The sequence below is a fragment of the Advenella sp. S44 genome (genome assembly GCF_002810445.1).
Lineage (GTDB): Bacteria > Pseudomonadota > Gammaproteobacteria > Burkholderiales > Burkholderiaceae_B > Advenella.
On the sequence record NZ_NEXS01000003.1, the window covers coordinates 928,673 to 946,575 of the forward strand.

Here is a 17,903-nt window from a genome sequence, read left to right on the forward strand (position 1 = left end):
ACGGAGGCTGGCCTCATGTTTTCCTTTATTCTCAGGCGTCTGGCGATTCTGATACCGACATTTTTCGGCATCACGATCCTGACGTTTCTTCTTATTCACATGATTCCCGGCGATCCGGTGATGACGATGCTGGGCGAACGCAATGTCGACCCGGAAATGTACAAATCCATCATGGCGCGGCTCGGGCTGGATCAGCCGCTGCATGTTCAATATATGAACTATCTCGGTGGTTTGCTGCAGGGAGATTTCGGCAAATCCTTTTCCAGCCAGAGCAGTGTCTGGAGTGAGTTTGCGGCCCTGTTCCCCGCCACGCTGGAGCTTGGCATCTGCGCGCTGTTGTTCGGTACCGTATTCGGTATTTTGCTGGGCGTGCTGGCCGCGATCAAGCGCGGTACGTTCCTGGATCATGGCGTCATGGGCTTGTCGCTGACCGGGTACTCCATGCCGATCTTCTGGTGGGGCCTGATGCTGATCATGCTGTTTTCGTCTTATTTGGGCTGGACGCCGGTCTCTGGCCGTATCAGCCTGACCTATGACGTGCAGCCCTACACCGGCTTCATGTTGATCGATTCGGTTATCGCGCAGATCCAGGATCCGGAGTACAACAGCGGCGCCTTCATGGATGCGGTTATGCATCTGATTCTGCCCTCTATCGTGCTGGGCACCATCCCGCTGGCGGTCATCTCGCGGATGACGCGTTCTTCAATGCTCGAAGTCATGGGTGAAGACTATGTTCGGACCGCCAGGGCCAAAGGGCTGTCGCCAAGGCGTGTCATCTTTGTCCATACCTTGCGCAACGCCATGATTTCCGTCGTCACAGTGATTGGCCTGCAAATTAGCACACTGATCGGCGGCGCGGTACTGACAGAAACCATTTTTTCGTGGCCGGGCATCGGCAAGTGGCTCGTCGACGCCATTTTCCGGCGCGATTATCCGGTGGTGCAAAATGGCTTGTTGATCGTGGCCGTCCTGATCATCCTGGTCAATCTGGTGGTCGACATCGTTTATGGCATCGTCAATCCCCGGATCCGTCATGCAAAATAAGGACGCCATCATGAATCAACTCTCAGTGGCTGACACCAGTGCAGCAACGGGCGGTGTCATCACGTACCCGTCGCCCTTGCGCGAATTTGTCGCCAGCTTTTCCAATAACCGAGGCGCGGTTGCGGGCTTCTTTTTTCTGGTCATCATGGTCCTGGCGGCAGCGCTGGCGCCCTGGCTTGCGCCGCATGATCCCTTAATGCAGTTTCGCGACCATATGTTGCAGCCGCCGGCATGGCAGCAAGGGGGTAGCGTCGCTTATCTGCTGGGAACCGACGAGGCCGGGCGGGACATTCTTTCACGACTGATGCATGGCGCACGGCTGTCGCTGGTCATTGGCTTTTCAGCTGTGATTATCACGCTCGTCCCGGGTATCCTGCTTGGTCTGCTCGCAGCTTTTTTTCCGTCTTCGGCGGGGCGCTTGCTGATGCGCATGGCCGACATCATGATGTCACTACCCTCGGTATTGCTGGCCATTGCAATTATGGCAGTGCTCGGTCCTGGCATCACAAATGCAATGATCGCAATTGCGGTCGTGGGCTTGCCCGGCTACATGCGCATTGTACGGGCCTCGGCCATGAGCGAACTGGGTAAGGATTACGTTATGGCATCCCGCGTCACCGGCGCTGGTGTACTGCGCCTGATGTTCATCGCCGTACTGCCCAACTGTATGGCGCCGCTGATCGTCCAGGCGACGCTGGGATTTTCCTCGGCAATCCTGGATATCGCAGCCCTGGGCTTTCTTGGGCTGGGCGTGCAGCCCCCGGCGCCGGAGTGGGGCACCATGCTTGCCACGGCGCGTGATTACATTACCAGTGCCTGGTGGGTGGTCACCTTTCCCGGCCTGACGATCCTGCTCACGGTGCTGGCGATCAATCTGGTGGGCGATGGTCTGCGCGATGCGCTGGATCCTAAACTGAAACGCGCGGCATAGGAGTCACGAATGAGTTTATTGAACATCCGTAACTTGTGCGTGCGATTTGGCACTAAAGACAAACCGTTTCTCGCTGTTGACGGGGTTGATTTGACTGTGAATGAGGGCGAGCTGCTGGGCATTGTGGGTGAGTCCGGCTCGGGCAAATCGGTGTCCATGATGGCCATGATGGGCTTGCTGGACGGGCAGGGGACCGTGACCGCAGATCAGATGCTGTTTGATGGGCAGGAACTGTCTGTGCTGACTCCCAAGCAGAAGCGCAAGATCATCGGCAAGGATATTGCCATGATTTTCCAGGATCCGATGACCGCATTAAATCCCAGTTATACCGTTGGCTTTCAGATTGAGGAAGTGCTCAAAGTGCATATCGGCCTTGACCGTAAGGCTCGCCGACAGCGTGCTATCGAGCTGATGCGCGAAGTGGAAATTCCCGATCCCGAAAGGCGTTTATCAGCCTATCCCCATCAATTGTCCGGCGGGATGAGCCAGCGCGTGGCCATTGCCATGGCGATTGCCTGTGAACCGCGTCTGTTGATTGCTGATGAGCCCACCACCGCGCTGGACGTGACGATCCAGGCGCAAATCATGGACTTGCTGCTGCGTTTGCAGAAAGAGCGCGGCATGGCTTTGCTGATGATCACGCACGATCTGGCCGTGATCTCGGAAGTGGCGCAGCGCGTGGTCGTGATGTATGCAGGACAAGTGGCCGAGACCGGGGCAGTGCGCGACGTTTTTTTTGAACCGGCTCATCCCTACACACGAGCATTGATCGCCTCAATTCCCGAATCGTGTCGCGGTTCGCGGCGCTTGTCCACGTTACCGGGCATTGTACCGGGGCAATATGATCGCCCTTCGGGTTGTCTGCTCTCGCCACGTTGCCCCATTTCCCAAGACCGTTGCGTGCGTGAGCGTCCGGAACTTATCAGCTATAGCGGCAGGTCGGTGCGCTGTCATACACCGCTGATTCCCTTGCAGGAAGCCAAGTCATGAATGATATCGTTTTGAAAACAGAAAACCTGACCCGCCATTATGATGTGTCGCAGGGGTTTATGAAACCGCGTGCCACGCTCAAAGCACTCAATGGCGTGTCGCTTTCACTGCAGCGCGGTAAAACGCTGGCGGTGGTGGGCGAATCCGGTTGCGGCAAATCGACGCTGGCGCGACAGATTACCATGATTGAAGCGCCGACCTCCGGGAAGTTGTGGCTGGACGGGGACGCGGTGGATGCGGGCTCCTCTTCACAGATCAAAGCCTTGCGCAGCAAGGTGCAAATGGTGTTTCAAAACCCCTACGGCTCGCTCAACCCGCGTCGCAAGATTGGCGATCAACTGGAAGAGCCGCTGATCATTAACACCAGTCTTAAAGCCGCCGAACGCAAGGAACGGGTGCGCGAGATGATGCAGCGCGTGGGCTTGCGGCCCGAACATTATTATCGTTATCCGCATATGTTCTCTGGTGGCCAGCGCCAGCGAGTGGCCATTGCGCGCGCAATGATGCTGCGTCCCAGTATTGTTGTGGCCGATGAGCCCATCTCGGCACTGGATGTATCCATTCAGGCGCAGGTGCTCAATCTGTTTCTTGATCTGCAGGATCAATTGCATACGTCATATGTATTCATTTCCCATAACTTGTCGGTAGTCGAACATGTTGCTGACGAGGTTATGGTGATGTACCTGGGACGAGTTGCAGAAAGTGGTTCCAAGCAGACCTTGTATGAAAAGCCATTGCATCCGTACACGCAGGCGCTACTGTCGGCGACGCCTTCCATCTATCCTGAAAGACGGACCGTGAAAATCAAGATTGAAGGTGAACTGCCGTCACCGCTGAATCCTCCTTCGGGCTGCGCTTTTCACAAACGCTGCCCGCATGCGGTGGCGCGGTGCAGTGATCAAGAGCCGGCATTGCGTGAAGTGGGTGGCCGGCAGGTTGCCTGTCATCTGGCCGAGCAGTTCGTCTAAGGCCCTGTGGTTGCGCGCAAAGCGCTTCAATCGGGCCGATCTGCGTAGTAGCGATACAGGGTGACAGGCTGCCCGTCGCATTGAGTCAACCACTGGCTGATGGGCCGGCCATAAAGCACCATGTCAGGCGCAATATCCAGCAATGGGCGCAGCACAAACGCGCGCAGGTGCATGCGGGGGTGCGGCAAAATCAATTGCGTGGTGTCTTGCTCCAGGTCGTCATAGCACAGAATATCCAGGTCCAGTGTACGCGGTGCATTGCGATAGGGGCGTACCCGGCCATGGCTCAGCTCGATGGCCTGCAGCGCCTGCAGCAGCTTGGGTGCCGACAGCTCGGTGGTCAATCGTGCCACGGCGTTGATGTAGTCTGGGCCAGACGAGTCTACCGGGGCTGTGCGGTACAGGTCTGAAACCTGATCCAAAACAGTTTGGGGCAGGGCGGCAATATCATCCAGGGCCCGATACAGTATGTCTTCGCTTTCACCCAGGTTCGAGCCCAGGCCAATATAGGCGGTGTGCATCTGTTTATGAAGTTGCAGGACCGCTTCCGGCTGCGCTGCCGGGCTGGCTGTTGCCACTGGTGGTTTTGCCTTTGCTCGCATTGCTGCGCCGTTTGCGCCGCTTGCGCGGGGTGCTGGCTGGCCCGGCCGCCTGCTGTTCGGCAGTCAGGGCTTCAATCATTTCGGCACGCTCGCCTGGGTTGGCATCGGCCAGATCCATCCACCATTGCGCCAGTACGCTGTCAAATTCGTTGCAGGCGGCACGCAACTGCAGGAAATCACAAGCGGCCCGAAAGCGCGGTTGCTCTGTCATGCGCCAAATCTGTTTGGGAATGCGGCGTTCAAAGCGTGGCTGCATAAACCAGATTTCGCGCATATCTGCCGTGTGCCGACGCTGTATGGCCATTTTGCTGATGTGCGTGTCGATGACCAGGTCTGCGGCCTGGCTCAGTGCCGGAATAGGATGTTCTTTGCGCGCCAGGTTTTTTTTCCAGTTCACATCCACCAGCCGCCACAGCAGCGCCGCAAAAAGGAAACTCGGGCTGACTGATTTACCGGCACGCACGCGATGATCGGTGCGCTCCAGCGTCAGTTGCACAAATTGTTCGCCGCCTGGCTGTTGTAGCACCTGGTCAATCAATGGCAGCACGTTTTCATGCAGTCCTTCCTGGCGCAGCTGCTCCAACGCGGCGATGGCATTGCCGCAGGTCAGCAGTTTGAGTATTTCATCAAACAGTCGGGAGTCCGGGACATTTTTTATCAGACCGGACAGCTCGCGAATCGGCGCATGCGTTGCCGACTCGATCGTGCCATTGAGCTTGGAGGCAAAGCGCACGGCTCGCAGCATGCGCACCGGGTCTTCGCGAAAACGCGTCTCGGGATCTCCGATCATGCGCACCAGATGGTTTTTCAGATCGGGCACCCCATTGTGATAATCAATGACGGTTTCCTTTACCGGATCATAATACAGTGCGTTAAGTGTAAAGTCGCGACGTGCCGCATCTTCCTGCTGGGTGCCAAATACATTGTCATTCAGGATGCGCCCATCGGCATCGGTGTGCTGGTCGCCCTGGGAGGGTGCGCGAAAGGTAGAGGTTTCTATAATTTCCTGGCCGAACACCACGTGCACCAGCTGGAACCGCCTGCCGATGATACGGGCCCGCCGAAACAGCGGGCGGATCTCTTCAGGCGTGGCACTGGTGGCCACATCGAAATCCTTGGGTTCGTAGCCAAGGACCAGATCGCGCACTGCGCCGCCAACAATAAAAGCATCATAGCCTTTTTGCTGGAGCACTTCGCAAACCTTGATGGCATTGCGCGAGACCAGGCGACGGTCAATCTGGTGCTGCTCCCGAGTGTATACCCGATGTTTCTGTTTTTGAACGGGCGCGGTAAAGAGCCGGCTGACGAACGTGCGAATTGTATTTTTGATCATGTGTTTGTTTTTGTTGGTCCTTGTTATTGCAAAGGAAATAAATCCAGCACCGTCCAGCCTTTTTTATTTGCCAGTTCGCGTAGCGGCGGTACCGGGTTGGTTGCAACCGGATGGGTCACTGCTTCAAGCAGCGGAATATCATTCTGGGAGTCGCTGTAGAACCAGCTCTCGGTAAAGTGCTCAAGCGTCAGGCCCATGGCGCCCAACCATTCATTGACGCGGGTGACTTTGCCGTCCTGATAACTGGGCGTGCCCACCACTTTGCCGGTGTAGCGCCCGTTTTTGTATTCCGGGACGGTACCGATGACATAGGGAAGGCCAAAGGCACGGGCAACCGGCGCGATAACGAATTCGTTGGTGGCAGATACCAGGCAACACAGGTCGCCCTGTTCCAGATGTTGCGCGACCAGGGCCACCGCCTTCTCGTGCATGGCGGGCCTGATCACTTCGTGCATGTATTGTTCGTGAAAGCGCGCCAGGTCATAGGGGGTATGCAGGTTCAGAAAACTGAGCATGAATTCGACCGATTCTTCTATTTTCAGCGTACCCGCCGTGTATTTTTCCATGAGCTCATGGTTTTTTGCCTGTACGACCTTGGGATCGCCGGCCCAGCCATTGCGGGCCAGGAAATCGACCCAGTGGCGATCGGTGTCGATGGGCAGCAGGGTATGGTCAAGGTCAAACAGCGCGAGTCGTTGGGTCATAGTCATTAAATGCGTATTTCAGGAATGTCTGGATTGAAGGTAGGATTTTAACAAGGGAACGGTGATTGATCGCTTTTCAGCTAGTGAATAACGATCAAGGGCGTCCAGTAGCGACGACAGGGCGCTCATATCACGGGCGTAATAGTTGAACATCCAGTTGGTGACCTCGGCGCTTAGCGGGATGCCCTTGTCCGAGGCACGTTGCAGCAGCGCGCTGCGGCGTTCATCGTCGGTGAGGGTTTCAAGCCGGTAAACCAGATCCCAACTGAGGCGGGTCAGCAGGTCTTCCCGAATGTGCAACTGGCGTGGCGCGCACGGGCCGCTGGTCAGCAGGGTAAAGGCGTCAGGCGTATCCTGGCGGGTCTTCCATTGATTGAACAGGCCGAACAGGGCGGCGGCCTGGGCTTCCGACAGGTTCTGCACGTCATCGACGGCGATAAGCAGGCCTGCCGGCACCGGCTCGCCCGGGTCCGGCAAGGGGTCGGTCGCCGCGTTCAGATAGCGTCCGCGCTGTTTTGTGGCGGCAAGCAGCAAATGGGTTTTGCCGCTGCCGTGTTCGCCCCAAAGGTAAATACTCTGCCCGGCTGCTGCGGCACGCAGGCGGCTGACGGCCTCGTCGTTGCGGCCGGTCACGAAATTGTCGAAACGGGGTGACACAACCGGCAGCACATCGAGAATAAGTTGTTCTTTCATGTTTGATAAAAATCACTGCGACGGTACTGACCGTAAACACGGCGAATCAGGACCGACAGGGCGGCGCTGATGGGTAGCGCCATCAGCACACCGAAGAAGCCGAAAATCTGTCCGAAGACAAACAGCGCGAAAATAATGACCAGCGGATGCAGGCCGATACGTTCGCCCATGATTTTTGGCGTAAGCACCATTCCTTCCAGAATCTGTCCCAGGCCATAGACAATTGCCACGGAAATCAGTCCGTAATAATTGTCGAACTGCAATAACGCCGACAGAATGGCCAGCAGCAGTCCGAACGTAACCCCCAGATACGGGATAAAAACCAGCATGCCCGTGAGCACCCCGATAGGAATCGCGCTTTCGAAGCCCGCCAGCGACAGGCCGGTACTATAGTAGACAGCCAGGATCAGCATGACCAGGATCTGGCCTCGCAAGAAGCTCGACAGCAGCCGATCGATATCGCGAAATACGCTAAGGGTACCACTCAGATAGCGGCGCGGTATGACTTCGCGAATTGACAGTATGAATTTATCCCAGTCAAACAGCAGGTAAACCAGCACGACGGGTGTGATGAGCAGGTTGACGAAAAAGAAGATGACGGCCGACCCACTGGATTTGGCATAGGTAATAATGGTTGTTGTCAGGCTGTCGGTGCCGGTAATGGCATCCTGCAGCACTTCCCGGATCTTGAGGATGTCAATTTCGGCCGATACGCCAAACAGCTGATTCAGGCGCGGCGCCACGTTGATATTATACTGCGCAACCCATCCGGGTAATTGTTCAATGGCCAGGCCGACTTCTTTGCGCACCAGCGGAATAACAATCAACAGCACGCCCAGGATGACGGCAAACAGCAGAAAAAACATGATGCCGACGGCCAGCCAGCGAGGCAGCTTGAGGCTGACAAGCATGTTGACGCCAGGCACCAGGATGTAGGCAAGGGCCATGCCGAGCATGAAAGGCGTGAGTACGGGAGACAGTACATACAGGAGAACGAGTAGTACCAGGCCGACTCCTGACCAGAGAAGGGTCTGTTTCCGGCGCAAAATATATTCGTTCATCGTAAAATAAGGCCTTCCTGTTCAATTAATGACATTTTACATATTTAGGCAGCCTGCTCATGACAAATTCAAACAAATCTTCCTTAACGTATCGCGATGCGGGGGTAGACATCGACGCCGGGGATGCGCTGGTTGACCGGATCAAGCCGCTGGCGGCCAAAACCATGCGTGAAGGCGTCATGGCAGGCATCGGCGGGTTTGGCGCCTTGTTTGAAGTGCCAAAGAAATTTCGCGAACCGGTGCTGGTTTCGGGCACCGATGGCGTGGGCACCAAATTGCGGCTGGCCTTTGATTGGAATCGTCACAACACGGTAGGCATCGACTTGGTGGCCATGAGCGTCAACGATATTCTGGTGCAGGGCGCAGAGCCCCTGTTTTTCCTGGATTATTTCGCTTGTGGCAAGTTGTCGGTTGATACGGCCGCTCAGGTGGTGGGCGGTATTGCAAAAGGTTGCGAGCTGGCCGGCTGCGCGCTGATTGGCGGTGAAACGGCCGAAATGCCGGGCATGTATCCCGATGGGGAATACGATCTGGCCGGTTTCGCGGTCGGCGCGGTCGACAAATCGGCCATCATTAACGGCAAAAGCATTATGGAAGGTGATCGCATTCTTGGCCTGGCTTCAAGCGGCGCGCACTCCAACGGCTTTTCGCTTATCCGCAAAATTCTGGAGCGCGCCGGTGCCCGTCCCGACGATGATTTCCACGGCCAGCCGCTGGTCGATGTCGTCATGGCGCCCACGCGTATCTATGTCAAGCAGGTACTGGCAGCGCTTGCCGAGCATGGCACCGCCATCAAGGGACTGGCGCACATTACCGGCGGCGGCCTGCTGGATAACGTGCCGCGCATATTGCAGGATGGCTTCAGTGCACGTATCGACAAATCCGCGTGGACATTACCCCCGCTGTTCCAGTGGCTGCAGCAGGAAGGCCAGGTATCCGACACCGAAATGCATCGTGTGTTCAATTGCGGCATTGGCATGGTTATTGTGGTCGCCGCCGAGCAGGCTGCGGCCATTGCGGCCACCCTGCAGGAACAGGGCGAAACCGTCTTCGAGCTTGGGCAGATTGTTCGCCAGGAAGAAGGCGTACCGAAAACTGTAGTCGCCTGATAATTCACAACGGGCAATCAATGACCGTGACGGCCTGCGTTGCATCCCCGCCATTAATCCCCTTAATCGGGTTGATGCGGGGTGTGTTCAGGTGTGTCTTGTGACAGGATGGCTGCGGCGGCGTCTATCACACGCGCGTGGACATCAGCCTGCAGGCTGTCGATGATCTGACGCTCTGGCATGCTGCGCAGCCAGGTAAGTTGCCGCTTGGCCAGTTGCCTTGTTGAGGCAATGGCCTTTTCCCTTGCGCCTTCCAGGGTGTCCTGGCCAGCAAGATGCTGCCAGATCTGACGATAGCCGACGCAGCGTATAGAGGGCAATGCCTCGGTCAAGTCACCGCGGTTGCGCAATTGCTCTACCTCCCCGACAAGACCCTGTTCCAGCATCTGGTCAAAACGCAAGGCAATGCGTTCGTGCAACTGCAGGCGCACCGAGGGCTCCAGGCTTACTATATGGAATGTGTCGGTGCCCTGGCGCGGGCTTTGCTCCTGAATAAGCGACGAATAGGGCTGGCCCGTGATCAGGCAGACTTCCAGCATGCGCTGGATTCGCTGGCGGTCGTTGGGAGAGAGGCGGGCAGCCGTGACCGGATCATAGTGGTTTAACTGATCGTGCACATATGCCCAGCCATGCTGCCTGGCCATTTCCTCGATCTGCGCGCGTATGGCCGGGTCAGCCTGCGGCAGCGCATTCAGGCCCTGGCGCAGCGCCTGAAAATACATCATCGTGCCGCCCGCCAGGACCGGAATGCGACCCCGCGCCCGGATCTGGCCGATCAGGCAATGGGTGTCCTGCACGAACTGCGCCGCGCTGTAAGATTCTGCCGGATCGCGGATGTCCAGCAAATGCTGGGGCGTTCTGGTCCGCTCCTGCGGTGTCGGCTTGGCGGTGCCAATATCCATGCCGGTATAAATGGTAGCCGAATCGACATTGATAATTTCAATGGGCCAGCGCTGGGCCAGCGCCAATACCCCGGCGCTTTTGCCCGATGCAGTGGGGCCGGCCAGGCAGAATACAGACCGCGTCACTGGCCGCGCATGAACAGACGGTCAAGGTCGTTCATGCTCCATTGAAACCACGTCGGTCGTCCGTGATTGCACTGGTTGGCCCTTTCTGTTTGTTCCATCTGTCGCAGCAGGGCGTTCATTTCTTCAAGCGTGAGGCGCCGATTGGCGCGTACCGAACCATGGCACGCCATTGTCGAGAGCAATTCGTTGCGCTGGCTGGTGAGCTGCTGCGAGTGACCCACCATATCCAGTTCCTTCAACACATTGAGAACCAGCGATTCAATATCGCCGCCGGCCAGCAGGCTGGGCACGGAACGCACGGCCAGCGATTGCGGCCCGGTGGCGCTGATGGTCAGGCCGAGCGTGACCAGTTGTTCCTTATGGCTTTCCATCACGGCAATATCGCGTTCGGAACAATGAATCACATAAGGCACCAGCAACTCCTGCTGAGGCAACGCCTGTTGGTCGAGCAGGGTCTTGAGGCGTTCATAGACAACGCGCTCGTGAGCGGCATGCATATCGACCAGGATCAGTCCCCGGGCATTCTGGGCCAGAATATATATGCCGTGAAGTTGGCCCAGCGCCATGCCCAGTGGATAGGGATCGGCCTCATCACCTGTGTCCGGCAGGCCGCTGCCAGCACTGGCGACGCCATTGGCGGCAGGCTGAAACGCGGTTGGGGAAGCTGTCCCGGGCATGGCAGGGTTGCGTTCTGATTCGTTCAGGTACTGTGGCGCAGATTCCAACGGCGAATAGAACTGTTTCCAGTGTTCTGTTGATTGTGGCGAAACGCTATGCAAATGCAGGGAGGGCTGATAGCCGGGGGTAACCCGGGTGGCCTGCCCGGCGTGTGCGCCGTCGATTGCCGTGTCGCCGACGCGCCCATGATCTGAATTCTGCAACTCGTGGGCCTGTTCGGCTGGCGCCAGGCCCGCTGGCAGTCTGGCAGGCAGGGCATTGGCTGCCGCCGCTTCACCACCCACGCCTGCTAGGGCCTGCGTCAGCACCTGACCCACAAAGCGATGGATGGCGCCGCTATCGCGAAAGCGCACTTCATGTTTGGCCGGATGCACGTTCACATCCACGGCGGTGGGATCGATCTGCAAAAACAGAACATAGGCCGGCTGGCGGTCGCCATGCAACACATCGGCATAGGCGCTGCGGATGGCGTGGCTGACGGTGCGATCACGTACGAATCGGCCATTGACATAAAGATACTGGCGATCGGCCCGGGCGCGTGCCGCATTGGGCAGCGTGATCAGGCCGCGCAGTCCGGCAGCAGGCAATTGGGCATCCACAGGCAGTCCCGATTGCGTAAATTCGTTGCCCAGCACATCACGAATGCGTTGCAGCAAGTCTACCGGCATCCACTGCTTGTAGGCTTTGCCGTTGTGAAACAGGCGAAAGGCAACGGCTGGATTGGCAAGCGCAATGCGTTCTGCCACCGTCAGGCAATGCCCCAGTTCGGTGGGTTCCGACTTCAAAAATTTGCGGCGCGCCGGGACAGCGTCAAAAAGCTGACGAATATCGATGGTGGTTCCAGTGGGGCCGGCAGCAGGGCTGATTTGCAATGCAGAACCGTCGATCTGCCAGGCATGATCGTCGCTGTCGGTCCTGGAGGTGAGCGTCAGCCGGGCCACCGAGGCAATAGAGGCCAGGGCCTCACCACGAAAACCCATGGAGCTGACCGCTTCCAGGTCTCCCAGGCTGTTGATTTTGCTGGTCGCGTGCCGGGTCAGCGCCAAGGTCAGTTCATTTTTCGGGATGCCGTGGCCATCGTCGGTAATGCAAATGCGGCGAATGCCGCCACCGTCGAGCCGGATTTCGATACTGCGGGCGCCGGCATCCAGCGCATTTTCCAGTAATTCCTTCAGAACAGAGGCCGGACGTTCAATGACCTCACCGGCCGCGATCTGGCTAATCAGCGTGTCGGGCAGGGGAGCGATATGGCGGCGGTCGGACATGGAGGCAGCGTAAAGAGAGAAGGGCAATATTTCATTTTAGCGTGTTTGGCGATTGCCGTACACGCAAGTGATGCCGTGGCGGATCAGTGGCCGGGCGATGCCGTAAAGAATAACGCCTCCGGATCCGAAGGCGTTTTATGGACAATGGCGTGCCGGTGTTCCAGCAGGGTCCGGATGGGGCGTTAGCCGACTCTGGCCAGCGGCGGGTTGGTGGAGAAATAATCGTTGACACCGGCGAAGATGGCTTTGGCAATCTGGCGCTGGTTGGCCGGACTGCGTAGGAAGTTTTCCTCTTGCGGGTTGCTGATAAAAGCCGTCTCTACCAGAATGGAAGGAATATCCGGCGCCTTGAGCACCGCAAATCCGGCTTGTTCCACCTTGCGACTGTGAATGCCATTGATTTTGGCCAGCGAACCCAGCACACGGTGCCCGATTTTCAGGGAATCGTTGATTTGCGCGGTGGTCGACATATCCAGCAGGACACTGGCCGTCTGCCTATCGTGTGCGCCAATGTCCAGGCCGCCAATCAAATCGGCTGCGTTCTCTTTCTTCGCAAGCCAGCGGGCAGCAGCGCTGGATGCGCCATTGCGGGAAAGGGCAAATACCGATGTGCCACGCGCCGCACGGTTGCTGAACGCATCGGCATGGATTGAGACGAACAGGTCGGCTTTCACCCGACGTGCCTTCTGCACGCGCACATGCAGCGGAACAAAGAAATCGGCATCACGCGTCATATAGGCACGCATGTTCGGCTGGGAATTAATCACGTCGCGCAACTGCCGCCCGATGGCCAGCACAATGTCTTTTTCTCGCGTGCCGCGTCCGCCAATAGCACCAGGATCTTCGCCGCCATGGCCGGGATCGATGGCGACCAGAATCGGACGGTTGGGATTGGCGCGCGAGGGTTGGCGGCCCGCCGTGGTAGGGTCGACCTGACCGCTGACGGAGGGAACCGGTGCACTGCTGTTGTTCTGCGCCAGGTTATCCAGTACCTGGGCCAGTGGATCGTTGTCCAGATCCCTGGCCAGCGCCATGATCGGGTCCTTGGCAACTTTGGGATACAAATCCAGCACTAATCGATACTGGTAGTCGCCTACCGGCTTCAATGTAAACACCTGGGGAGCGATGGCCTGTTTCAGGTCAAATACCAGGCGAACCACATCAGCTCGATTCTGTGCCACGCGCACTGCGGCAATGTAGGGATCGTTGGGGCGGATCTTGGAAATAAGAGAATTGAGCGCCTGACTGATGGTCAGGCCCTGGATGTCCACCACCAGCCGGTTGGGGTCGCCCAGCATGAAATGTTCGGCCCGCAGTGGTGCGTTCAGCTCCAGCGTAACGCGGGTATATTCGTCTGCGGGCCACGTACGCACTGCCAGGATCTGACCACCGGCAGCAGAAGCGACTTTTGAAATGACGGGCAGAGACAGTAACGTGGCCGACGCACCAAGGATGCGCCGACGGGTTATGGTTCGCCTGTTGGCATTTTCCTGTGAATGAGCTTTGTTATCCATGTCTTGCCCTTTTCCGAAAAAGCGTTAAATTGTGCCGTTCTTCCAGCCGATTCGTATATTAGGTTCAGTTCAAGGTCGGGCATGGGTAGCCCGGGTCCTGCTTTGTCTGCCCACTCAATAAATACAATTGCGTCTTCGCCCAGATTTTCACGAAAACCGGCTTCATGCCATTCTTCGGTATCGGTAAATCTATAAAAATCAAAGTGATACAAGTATAAACTAGAAACTTTATAGGTTTCAAGCAAAGTATAGGTTGGGCTCTTAATTCGTCCTTTGACGCCCATGGCCCTTAAAAAATGTCGGACAAAGGTGGTTTTGCCTGCTCCCAGATCACCTTTCAGATAGATTTTTGCACCCGCATCCGTGCCCGGTGTTTTTTCGTAACTATTTGAAAAGTAATGAGAAAGGATGTCGGAAAGCGCCTTTGCCAACTGCTCTGTTGCGGCCTCTTGCGGCAGAAACAGGGAGGTGGTTGCCAGGGGTTGTGATCGGGTGTTTTTTGCGTCGGACATGGAATTTACGGGGTTCCGAAAAAAGAAACATAATGTAAATTATAAGGAATCTACCGGAACTGCCTAAAATAAATGGAGATTTATAAAATTGTCGTGGTTAATTTGCCAATTTCTCGCCGATAAACAGCCACAGGGGTAAGGTGAACACCGCCAGTATGGTTCCGACAGAAATCGCCGTGGCGACACAGCGGCCGTCGCCGCCCATGCGGGCAGCCAAAATATAGGCGGCCGAAGCAGGCGGCAAAGCGGCAAACAGCACAAGAATATGGGTTTCCAGGGGGGACAGGGCCAGCAGGAAGGCAAATATCAGGGCGAAGACCGGCATCATCATCAGTCGAATTCCCAGAATCCAGGAAATGACTGCGCGATCCTGACTGCCGCCCTCCAGTGAAAGGCTGGCGCCAACGCATAGCAAGCCTAGCGGGATGGCGCTGTTACCCATTTTGGACAGCGTCACGTTCACGGTGTCTGCCAGCCCAATGCCTGAAAAATTGAGTATCAGACCGACCAGCGTGGCAAGTACCAAGGGGTTTTTAAGCACCTCCAGCCACACATTCGAGCCCTGGAAGCGGGCCAGGGATTTGACCGCCAGGATGTTGACAATAGGCACCGAGAATCCAACGAGCACCGCCATAATCGCTTGTCCTTCACTGCCCGCGAGTGCGGCAGCCAGCGAAAATCCGATATAGGTATTGAAACGATAGGCGCATTGTGCCAGCGAGGCAAGCGCAATGGCACGTGGCTTCAGAAGCGGGCGGGCCAGCCAGGCGGCCAGATAGCCTGCAAGGGCAAGCAAAATAGAGACTACGAGCAGCCGGCCGGCGGAGCTGGCGGAAATCGGGGTGAAGGCAATAGACTGAACCAGCAGGGCGGGAAACAGAATGTAGTAAACCAGTCTTTCGGTATTGCTGAAAAACTCCCGGGAAAACTTCAGCTTGTGAAGCAGAACCCAGCCCAGCGCGACAATAAGACAATCTGGGATGACGAGCAGGGCAATATGCATGGGAAAAATCGTATTTGAATGGGCAGATTTAGGCTAGAATCAAATCATAGTTCAGAAAACACCGGCAGTTTGCCATTATCATTTTTTGTTGTGAATAAATAACCATGACAGACCCGGAAGTTGCGCCTGCTCACCAGCAGGACATTGATCCTTTTATAGACGCCTTGTGGCTGGAAGATGGGCTATCGCAGAATACGCTGTCGGCCTACCGCCAGGACCTGAAGGGCCTGGCCGATTTTCTGGCAAAGCAAAAGCCCCCCAAAACCCTGTTGCAAACCGCCCGTGAAGATATTGAATCCTGGTTTGCCGCCAGGCACGCCAGCACCAAAGCGACCACTGCCAATCGCCGACTGGCTACGCTCAAGCGTTACTTTGCCTGGGCAATTCGCAGCCATCAGATCAGCGAAGATCCTTGTCTGACCCTGCATTCAGCTCGCCAGCCGGCCAGATTTCCCAAAACCATGAGCGAGCAGCAGGTGGACCAATTGCTGGAGGCGCCCAATACCCGCGAGGCCCTGGGCCTGCGTGATCGCGCCATGCTGGAGACGCTGTACGCTTCAGGCTTGCGCGTGACCGAACTGGTCAGCCTCAAGGTGTTGCATTTGAGTCTGAATGAGAACGTGGTCAGGGTTGTCATGGGCAAAGGCGGCAAGGATCGTCTGGTGCCGGTGGGCGCGCAAGCCGCTTATTGGCTCGAGCGGTATCTGAAAGAGGCACGCCCCGGCCTGCTGGGCCAGCGTCAGTCTGACGATTTATTTCTGACGCGGCGCGCTACGGGCATGACGCGACAGGCATTCTGGCAACTGATCAAAAAATATGCGCTGCAGGCAGATATTCATATACCGCTGTCCCCGCACACGCTGCGCCACGCTTTTGCCACCCATCTGCTGAATCATGGCGCGGACTTGCGTGTTGTGCAACTGCTGCTGGGGCATGCTGATATTTCAACGACGCAAATCTATACCCATGTGGCACGTGAACGACTCAAGCAACTGCACGCGCAACACCATCCGCGGGCCTGAACTCTACACCGGCAGTTGCAGTAGAATAAGCGATTTGAACAGTCACGCTGCCAGTCAGTGAACAGATATGAGCGCCAGCAAACATGTATCGGAAACACCCGCCACCCAAATGTTGAAAAAGCATAAAGTGGTCTATAGCGAGCATACTTACAATTATATTGAGCATGGTGGTTCTAACGAGGCGGCAAGGCAGTTGGGCGTGGATCCGCACGCGGTGGTCAAAACGCTGATTCTTGAAGATGACCGTGCCAAACCACAAGTTGTGCTTATGCATGGCGATTGCGAAGTGTCGATGAAAAACCTGGCCCGCCAGGCCAACGCCAAAAAAATGCAACCATGCCAGCCGGCAGTGGCCTGCCGGCACTCAGGCTACCAGATCGGTGGCACATCGCCTTTTGGAACGCGCAAGCGTATGCCGGTATTTGTAGAGCAAAGCGTACTGGCACTGCCAAAAATCTACATCAACGGCGGGCGGCGCGGGTATTTGATAGGGATTGACCCCAAGGTGCTGGTGACGCTGTTGCAGGCTCATCCGGTGAATGTAGCCAATGAGGCTCGCCACAACGGCTCTGCCTGTGCCGAGCATTCGTAAATAACAGCATGGTTGGGGAACATAGCGATATTGGCGTGGAACCACTCGCGATATGGCTCAGCTAGGGGGCGCGAGTTTAATCAATGGGACCGAACGACTGACCGGGCCTCGATTTCGTTCCAGAACGACTTGCCGCAGATTTTGCAGCGGTCTTCGTAGCTGGGATCGCACAGGATTTCGCTAATCTCACGGGCATCGGGGTACGATTGCGCAACGTCGGTCGAGCACTCATCGCAGACTAGTACATTCAGGTAATAATCTTCGTGATCTGGTTCTCTGCGCTTTCGGATGGCATAACGTTTCATGACAGTGTCCGGGCTGATCATAACGACAGATGACAGAGTAATACACCGAACGATATTGGCTTGAAAAGCCGGGTTTATACTAGGTGTGGGTATTTTGAAATACAGCCAATCGATAGCGGTGGGCGCCCAGACAACTGAAATTGACGGTGTCGCTTACCGGACTTTTGGTTCTAGCCGTTGTCGCGCGTACGCAAAATTAGACTGGCTATAGGCGAAATGTTGCGGCACAGGGCATGCCATTTGCCTGTCAGATTTGGCAGGGCGGCCATTTTTTATTGGTCTTTTTTATGGTCCCCAGATCCATTGCTATCCTGAATTGACATATAATGCTTGCTGTTTTTAGCCGTTCTCGCCGTAGTTAAATGGATATAACCGACCCCTCCTAAGGGCCAATTACAGGTTCGATTCCTGTCGGCGAGGCCAGCACTCGGCTATACACCATAACCGGAGGATGGGCATTCACCAAACTCGATTAATCCCTGCCTTCCAACCGCATTGCGCTAATACTTGCAAGCGGTAATTATCAGCGCTGATTATTTCCAGCTCCAT

At 56.4% G+C, this 17,903-nt stretch carries 18 protein-coding genes and 1 tRNA gene; 8 read left to right on the plus strand and 11 right to left on the minus strand.

The window, feature by feature from the left end:
* Positions 1-15 precede the first annotated feature (15 nt).
* The 4 genes from CAP48_RS08355 to CAP48_RS08370 are packed head-to-tail and all read left to right on the plus strand — an operon-like array spanning position 16 to position 3,933.
* Positions 16-1,044, plus strand: a complete 1,029-nt coding sequence (locus CAP48_RS08355; RefSeq protein ID WP_100695523.1) for an ABC transporter permease subunit — start codon at positions 16-18, stop codon at positions 1,042-1,044.
* A 10-nt stretch (positions 1,045-1,054) separates the two neighbouring features.
* Positions 1,055-1,975 (plus strand): ABC transporter permease subunit, encoded by a 921-nt coding sequence (locus CAP48_RS08360; RefSeq protein WP_100696725.1) that lies wholly within the window; start codon positions 1,055-1,057, stop codon positions 1,973-1,975.
* 9 nt (positions 1,976-1,984) lie between these two features.
* Positions 1,985-2,965 (plus strand): ABC transporter ATP-binding protein, encoded by a 981-nt coding sequence (locus tag CAP48_RS08365; RefSeq protein WP_100695524.1) that lies wholly within the window; start codon positions 1,985-1,987, stop codon positions 2,963-2,965.
* Positions 2,962-3,933, plus strand: a complete 972-nt coding sequence (locus tag CAP48_RS08370) for a peptide ABC transporter ATP-binding protein (RefSeq protein ID WP_100695525.1) — start codon at positions 2,962-2,964, stop codon at positions 3,931-3,933. Before CAP48_RS08365 ends, CAP48_RS08370 begins: the two co-directional genes overlap by 4 nt.
* A gap of 26 nt (positions 3,934-3,959) precedes the next feature.
* On the opposite strand, the gene folK is transcribed toward CAP48_RS08370, so the two are convergent.
* The 5 genes from folK to CAP48_RS08395 are packed head-to-tail and all read right to left on the minus strand — an operon-like array spanning position 3,960 to position 8,326.
* A complete protein-coding gene (folK, locus tag CAP48_RS08375; protein WP_100695526.1) occupies positions 3,960-4,454 on the minus strand; it encodes a 2-amino-4-hydroxy-6-hydroxymethyldihydropteridine diphosphokinase in 495 nt (164 codons plus the stop codon).
* 4 nt (positions 4,455-4,458) lie between these two features.
* A complete protein-coding gene (gene pcnB / locus CAP48_RS08380) occupies positions 4,459-5,868 on the minus strand; it encodes a polynucleotide adenylyltransferase PcnB (RefSeq protein ID WP_100695527.1) in 1,410 nt (469 codons plus the stop codon).
* Positions 5,869-5,891: 23 nt separating this feature from the next.
* Positions 5,892-6,578: an HAD family phosphatase gene (locus CAP48_RS08385; RefSeq protein ID WP_100695528.1), complete on the minus strand. Its 687-nt coding sequence runs from the start codon at positions 6,576-6,578 to the stop codon at positions 5,892-5,894.
* 12 nt (positions 6,579-6,590) lie between these two features.
* Positions 6,591-7,265 carry a DnaA regulatory inactivator Hda gene (gene hda, locus CAP48_RS08390; RefSeq protein ID WP_100695529.1) on the minus strand — a complete coding sequence of 225 codons (675 nt, stop codon included), beginning with the start codon at positions 7,263-7,265 and terminating at the stop codon, positions 6,591-6,593.
* Positions 7,262-8,326: an AI-2E family transporter gene (locus CAP48_RS08395; RefSeq protein ID WP_100695530.1), complete on the minus strand. Its 1,065-nt coding sequence runs from the start codon at positions 8,324-8,326 to the stop codon at positions 7,262-7,264. Before CAP48_RS08395 ends, hda begins: the two co-directional genes overlap by 4 nt.
* 59 nt (positions 8,327-8,385) lie before the next feature.
* Here CAP48_RS08395 and purM point away from each other — a divergent pair, with 59 nt between their 5' ends.
* Positions 8,386-9,435 (plus strand): phosphoribosylformylglycinamidine cyclo-ligase, encoded by a 1,050-nt coding sequence (gene purM / locus CAP48_RS08400; protein ID WP_100695531.1) that lies wholly within the window; start codon positions 8,386-8,388, stop codon positions 9,433-9,435.
* A 62-nt stretch (positions 9,436-9,497) separates the two neighbouring features.
* On the opposite strand, the gene miaA is transcribed toward purM, so the two are convergent.
* From miaA to CAP48_RS08425, 5 genes are all read right to left on the minus strand, one after another.
* Entirely contained in the window at positions 9,498-10,463 is a 966-nt protein-coding gene (gene miaA, locus CAP48_RS08405; protein WP_100695532.1) for a tRNA (adenosine(37)-N6)-dimethylallyltransferase MiaA, read from the minus strand.
* The gene (mutL, locus tag CAP48_RS08410; protein WP_100695533.1) at positions 10,460-12,406 is read right to left on the minus strand and encodes a DNA mismatch repair endonuclease MutL; all 1,947 of its coding nucleotides are present in this window, start codon (positions 12,404-12,406) and stop codon (positions 10,460-10,462) included. Before mutL ends, miaA begins: the two co-directional genes overlap by 4 nt.
* Positions 12,407-12,588: 182 nt before the next feature.
* Entirely contained in the window at positions 12,589-13,920 is a 1,332-nt protein-coding gene (locus CAP48_RS08415) for an N-acetylmuramoyl-L-alanine amidase (protein ID WP_100695534.1), read from the minus strand.
* Positions 13,872-14,432 carry a tRNA (adenosine(37)-N6)-threonylcarbamoyltransferase complex ATPase subunit type 1 TsaE gene (tsaE, locus tag CAP48_RS08420; protein WP_100695535.1) on the minus strand — a complete coding sequence of 187 codons (561 nt, stop codon included), beginning with the start codon at positions 14,430-14,432 and terminating at the stop codon, positions 13,872-13,874. The genes CAP48_RS08415 and tsaE overlap by 49 nt, the downstream gene beginning before the upstream one ends.
* 97 nt (positions 14,433-14,529) lie before the next feature.
* Positions 14,530-15,435, minus strand: a complete 906-nt coding sequence (locus tag CAP48_RS08425) for an AEC family transporter (RefSeq protein ID WP_100695536.1) — start codon at positions 15,433-15,435, stop codon at positions 14,530-14,532.
* A 104-nt stretch (positions 15,436-15,539) separates the two neighbouring features.
* On the opposite strand from CAP48_RS08425, the gene xerD reads away from it, so the two are divergent.
* Together xerD and ybaK are read left to right on the plus strand one after the other, a co-directional pair.
* Positions 15,540-16,457, plus strand: coding sequence for a site-specific tyrosine recombinase XerD (gene xerD, locus CAP48_RS08430; RefSeq protein ID WP_100695537.1), 918 nt, complete (start codon positions 15,540-15,542; stop codon positions 16,455-16,457).
* A 67-nt stretch (positions 16,458-16,524) separates the two neighbouring features.
* Entirely contained in the window at positions 16,525-17,049 is a 525-nt protein-coding gene (gene ybaK, locus CAP48_RS08435; protein ID WP_100695538.1) for a Cys-tRNA(Pro) deacylase, read from the plus strand.
* An 80-nt stretch (positions 17,050-17,129) separates the two neighbouring features.
* Here the strand turns inward: ybaK and CAP48_RS08440 are convergent, their stop codons facing one another.
* On the minus strand, positions 17,130-17,354 hold the full coding sequence (locus CAP48_RS08440) for a hypothetical protein (protein ID WP_100695539.1): 225 nt from the start codon (positions 17,352-17,354) through the stop codon (positions 17,130-17,132).
* Between the two features lie 348 nt (positions 17,355-17,702).
* On the opposite strand from CAP48_RS08440, the gene CAP48_RS08445 reads away from it, so the two are divergent.
* Positions 17,703-17,777: transfer RNA gene (locus tag CAP48_RS08445), tRNA-Arg, on the plus strand.
* The last annotated feature ends 126 nt before the right edge of the window (positions 17,778-17,903 follow it).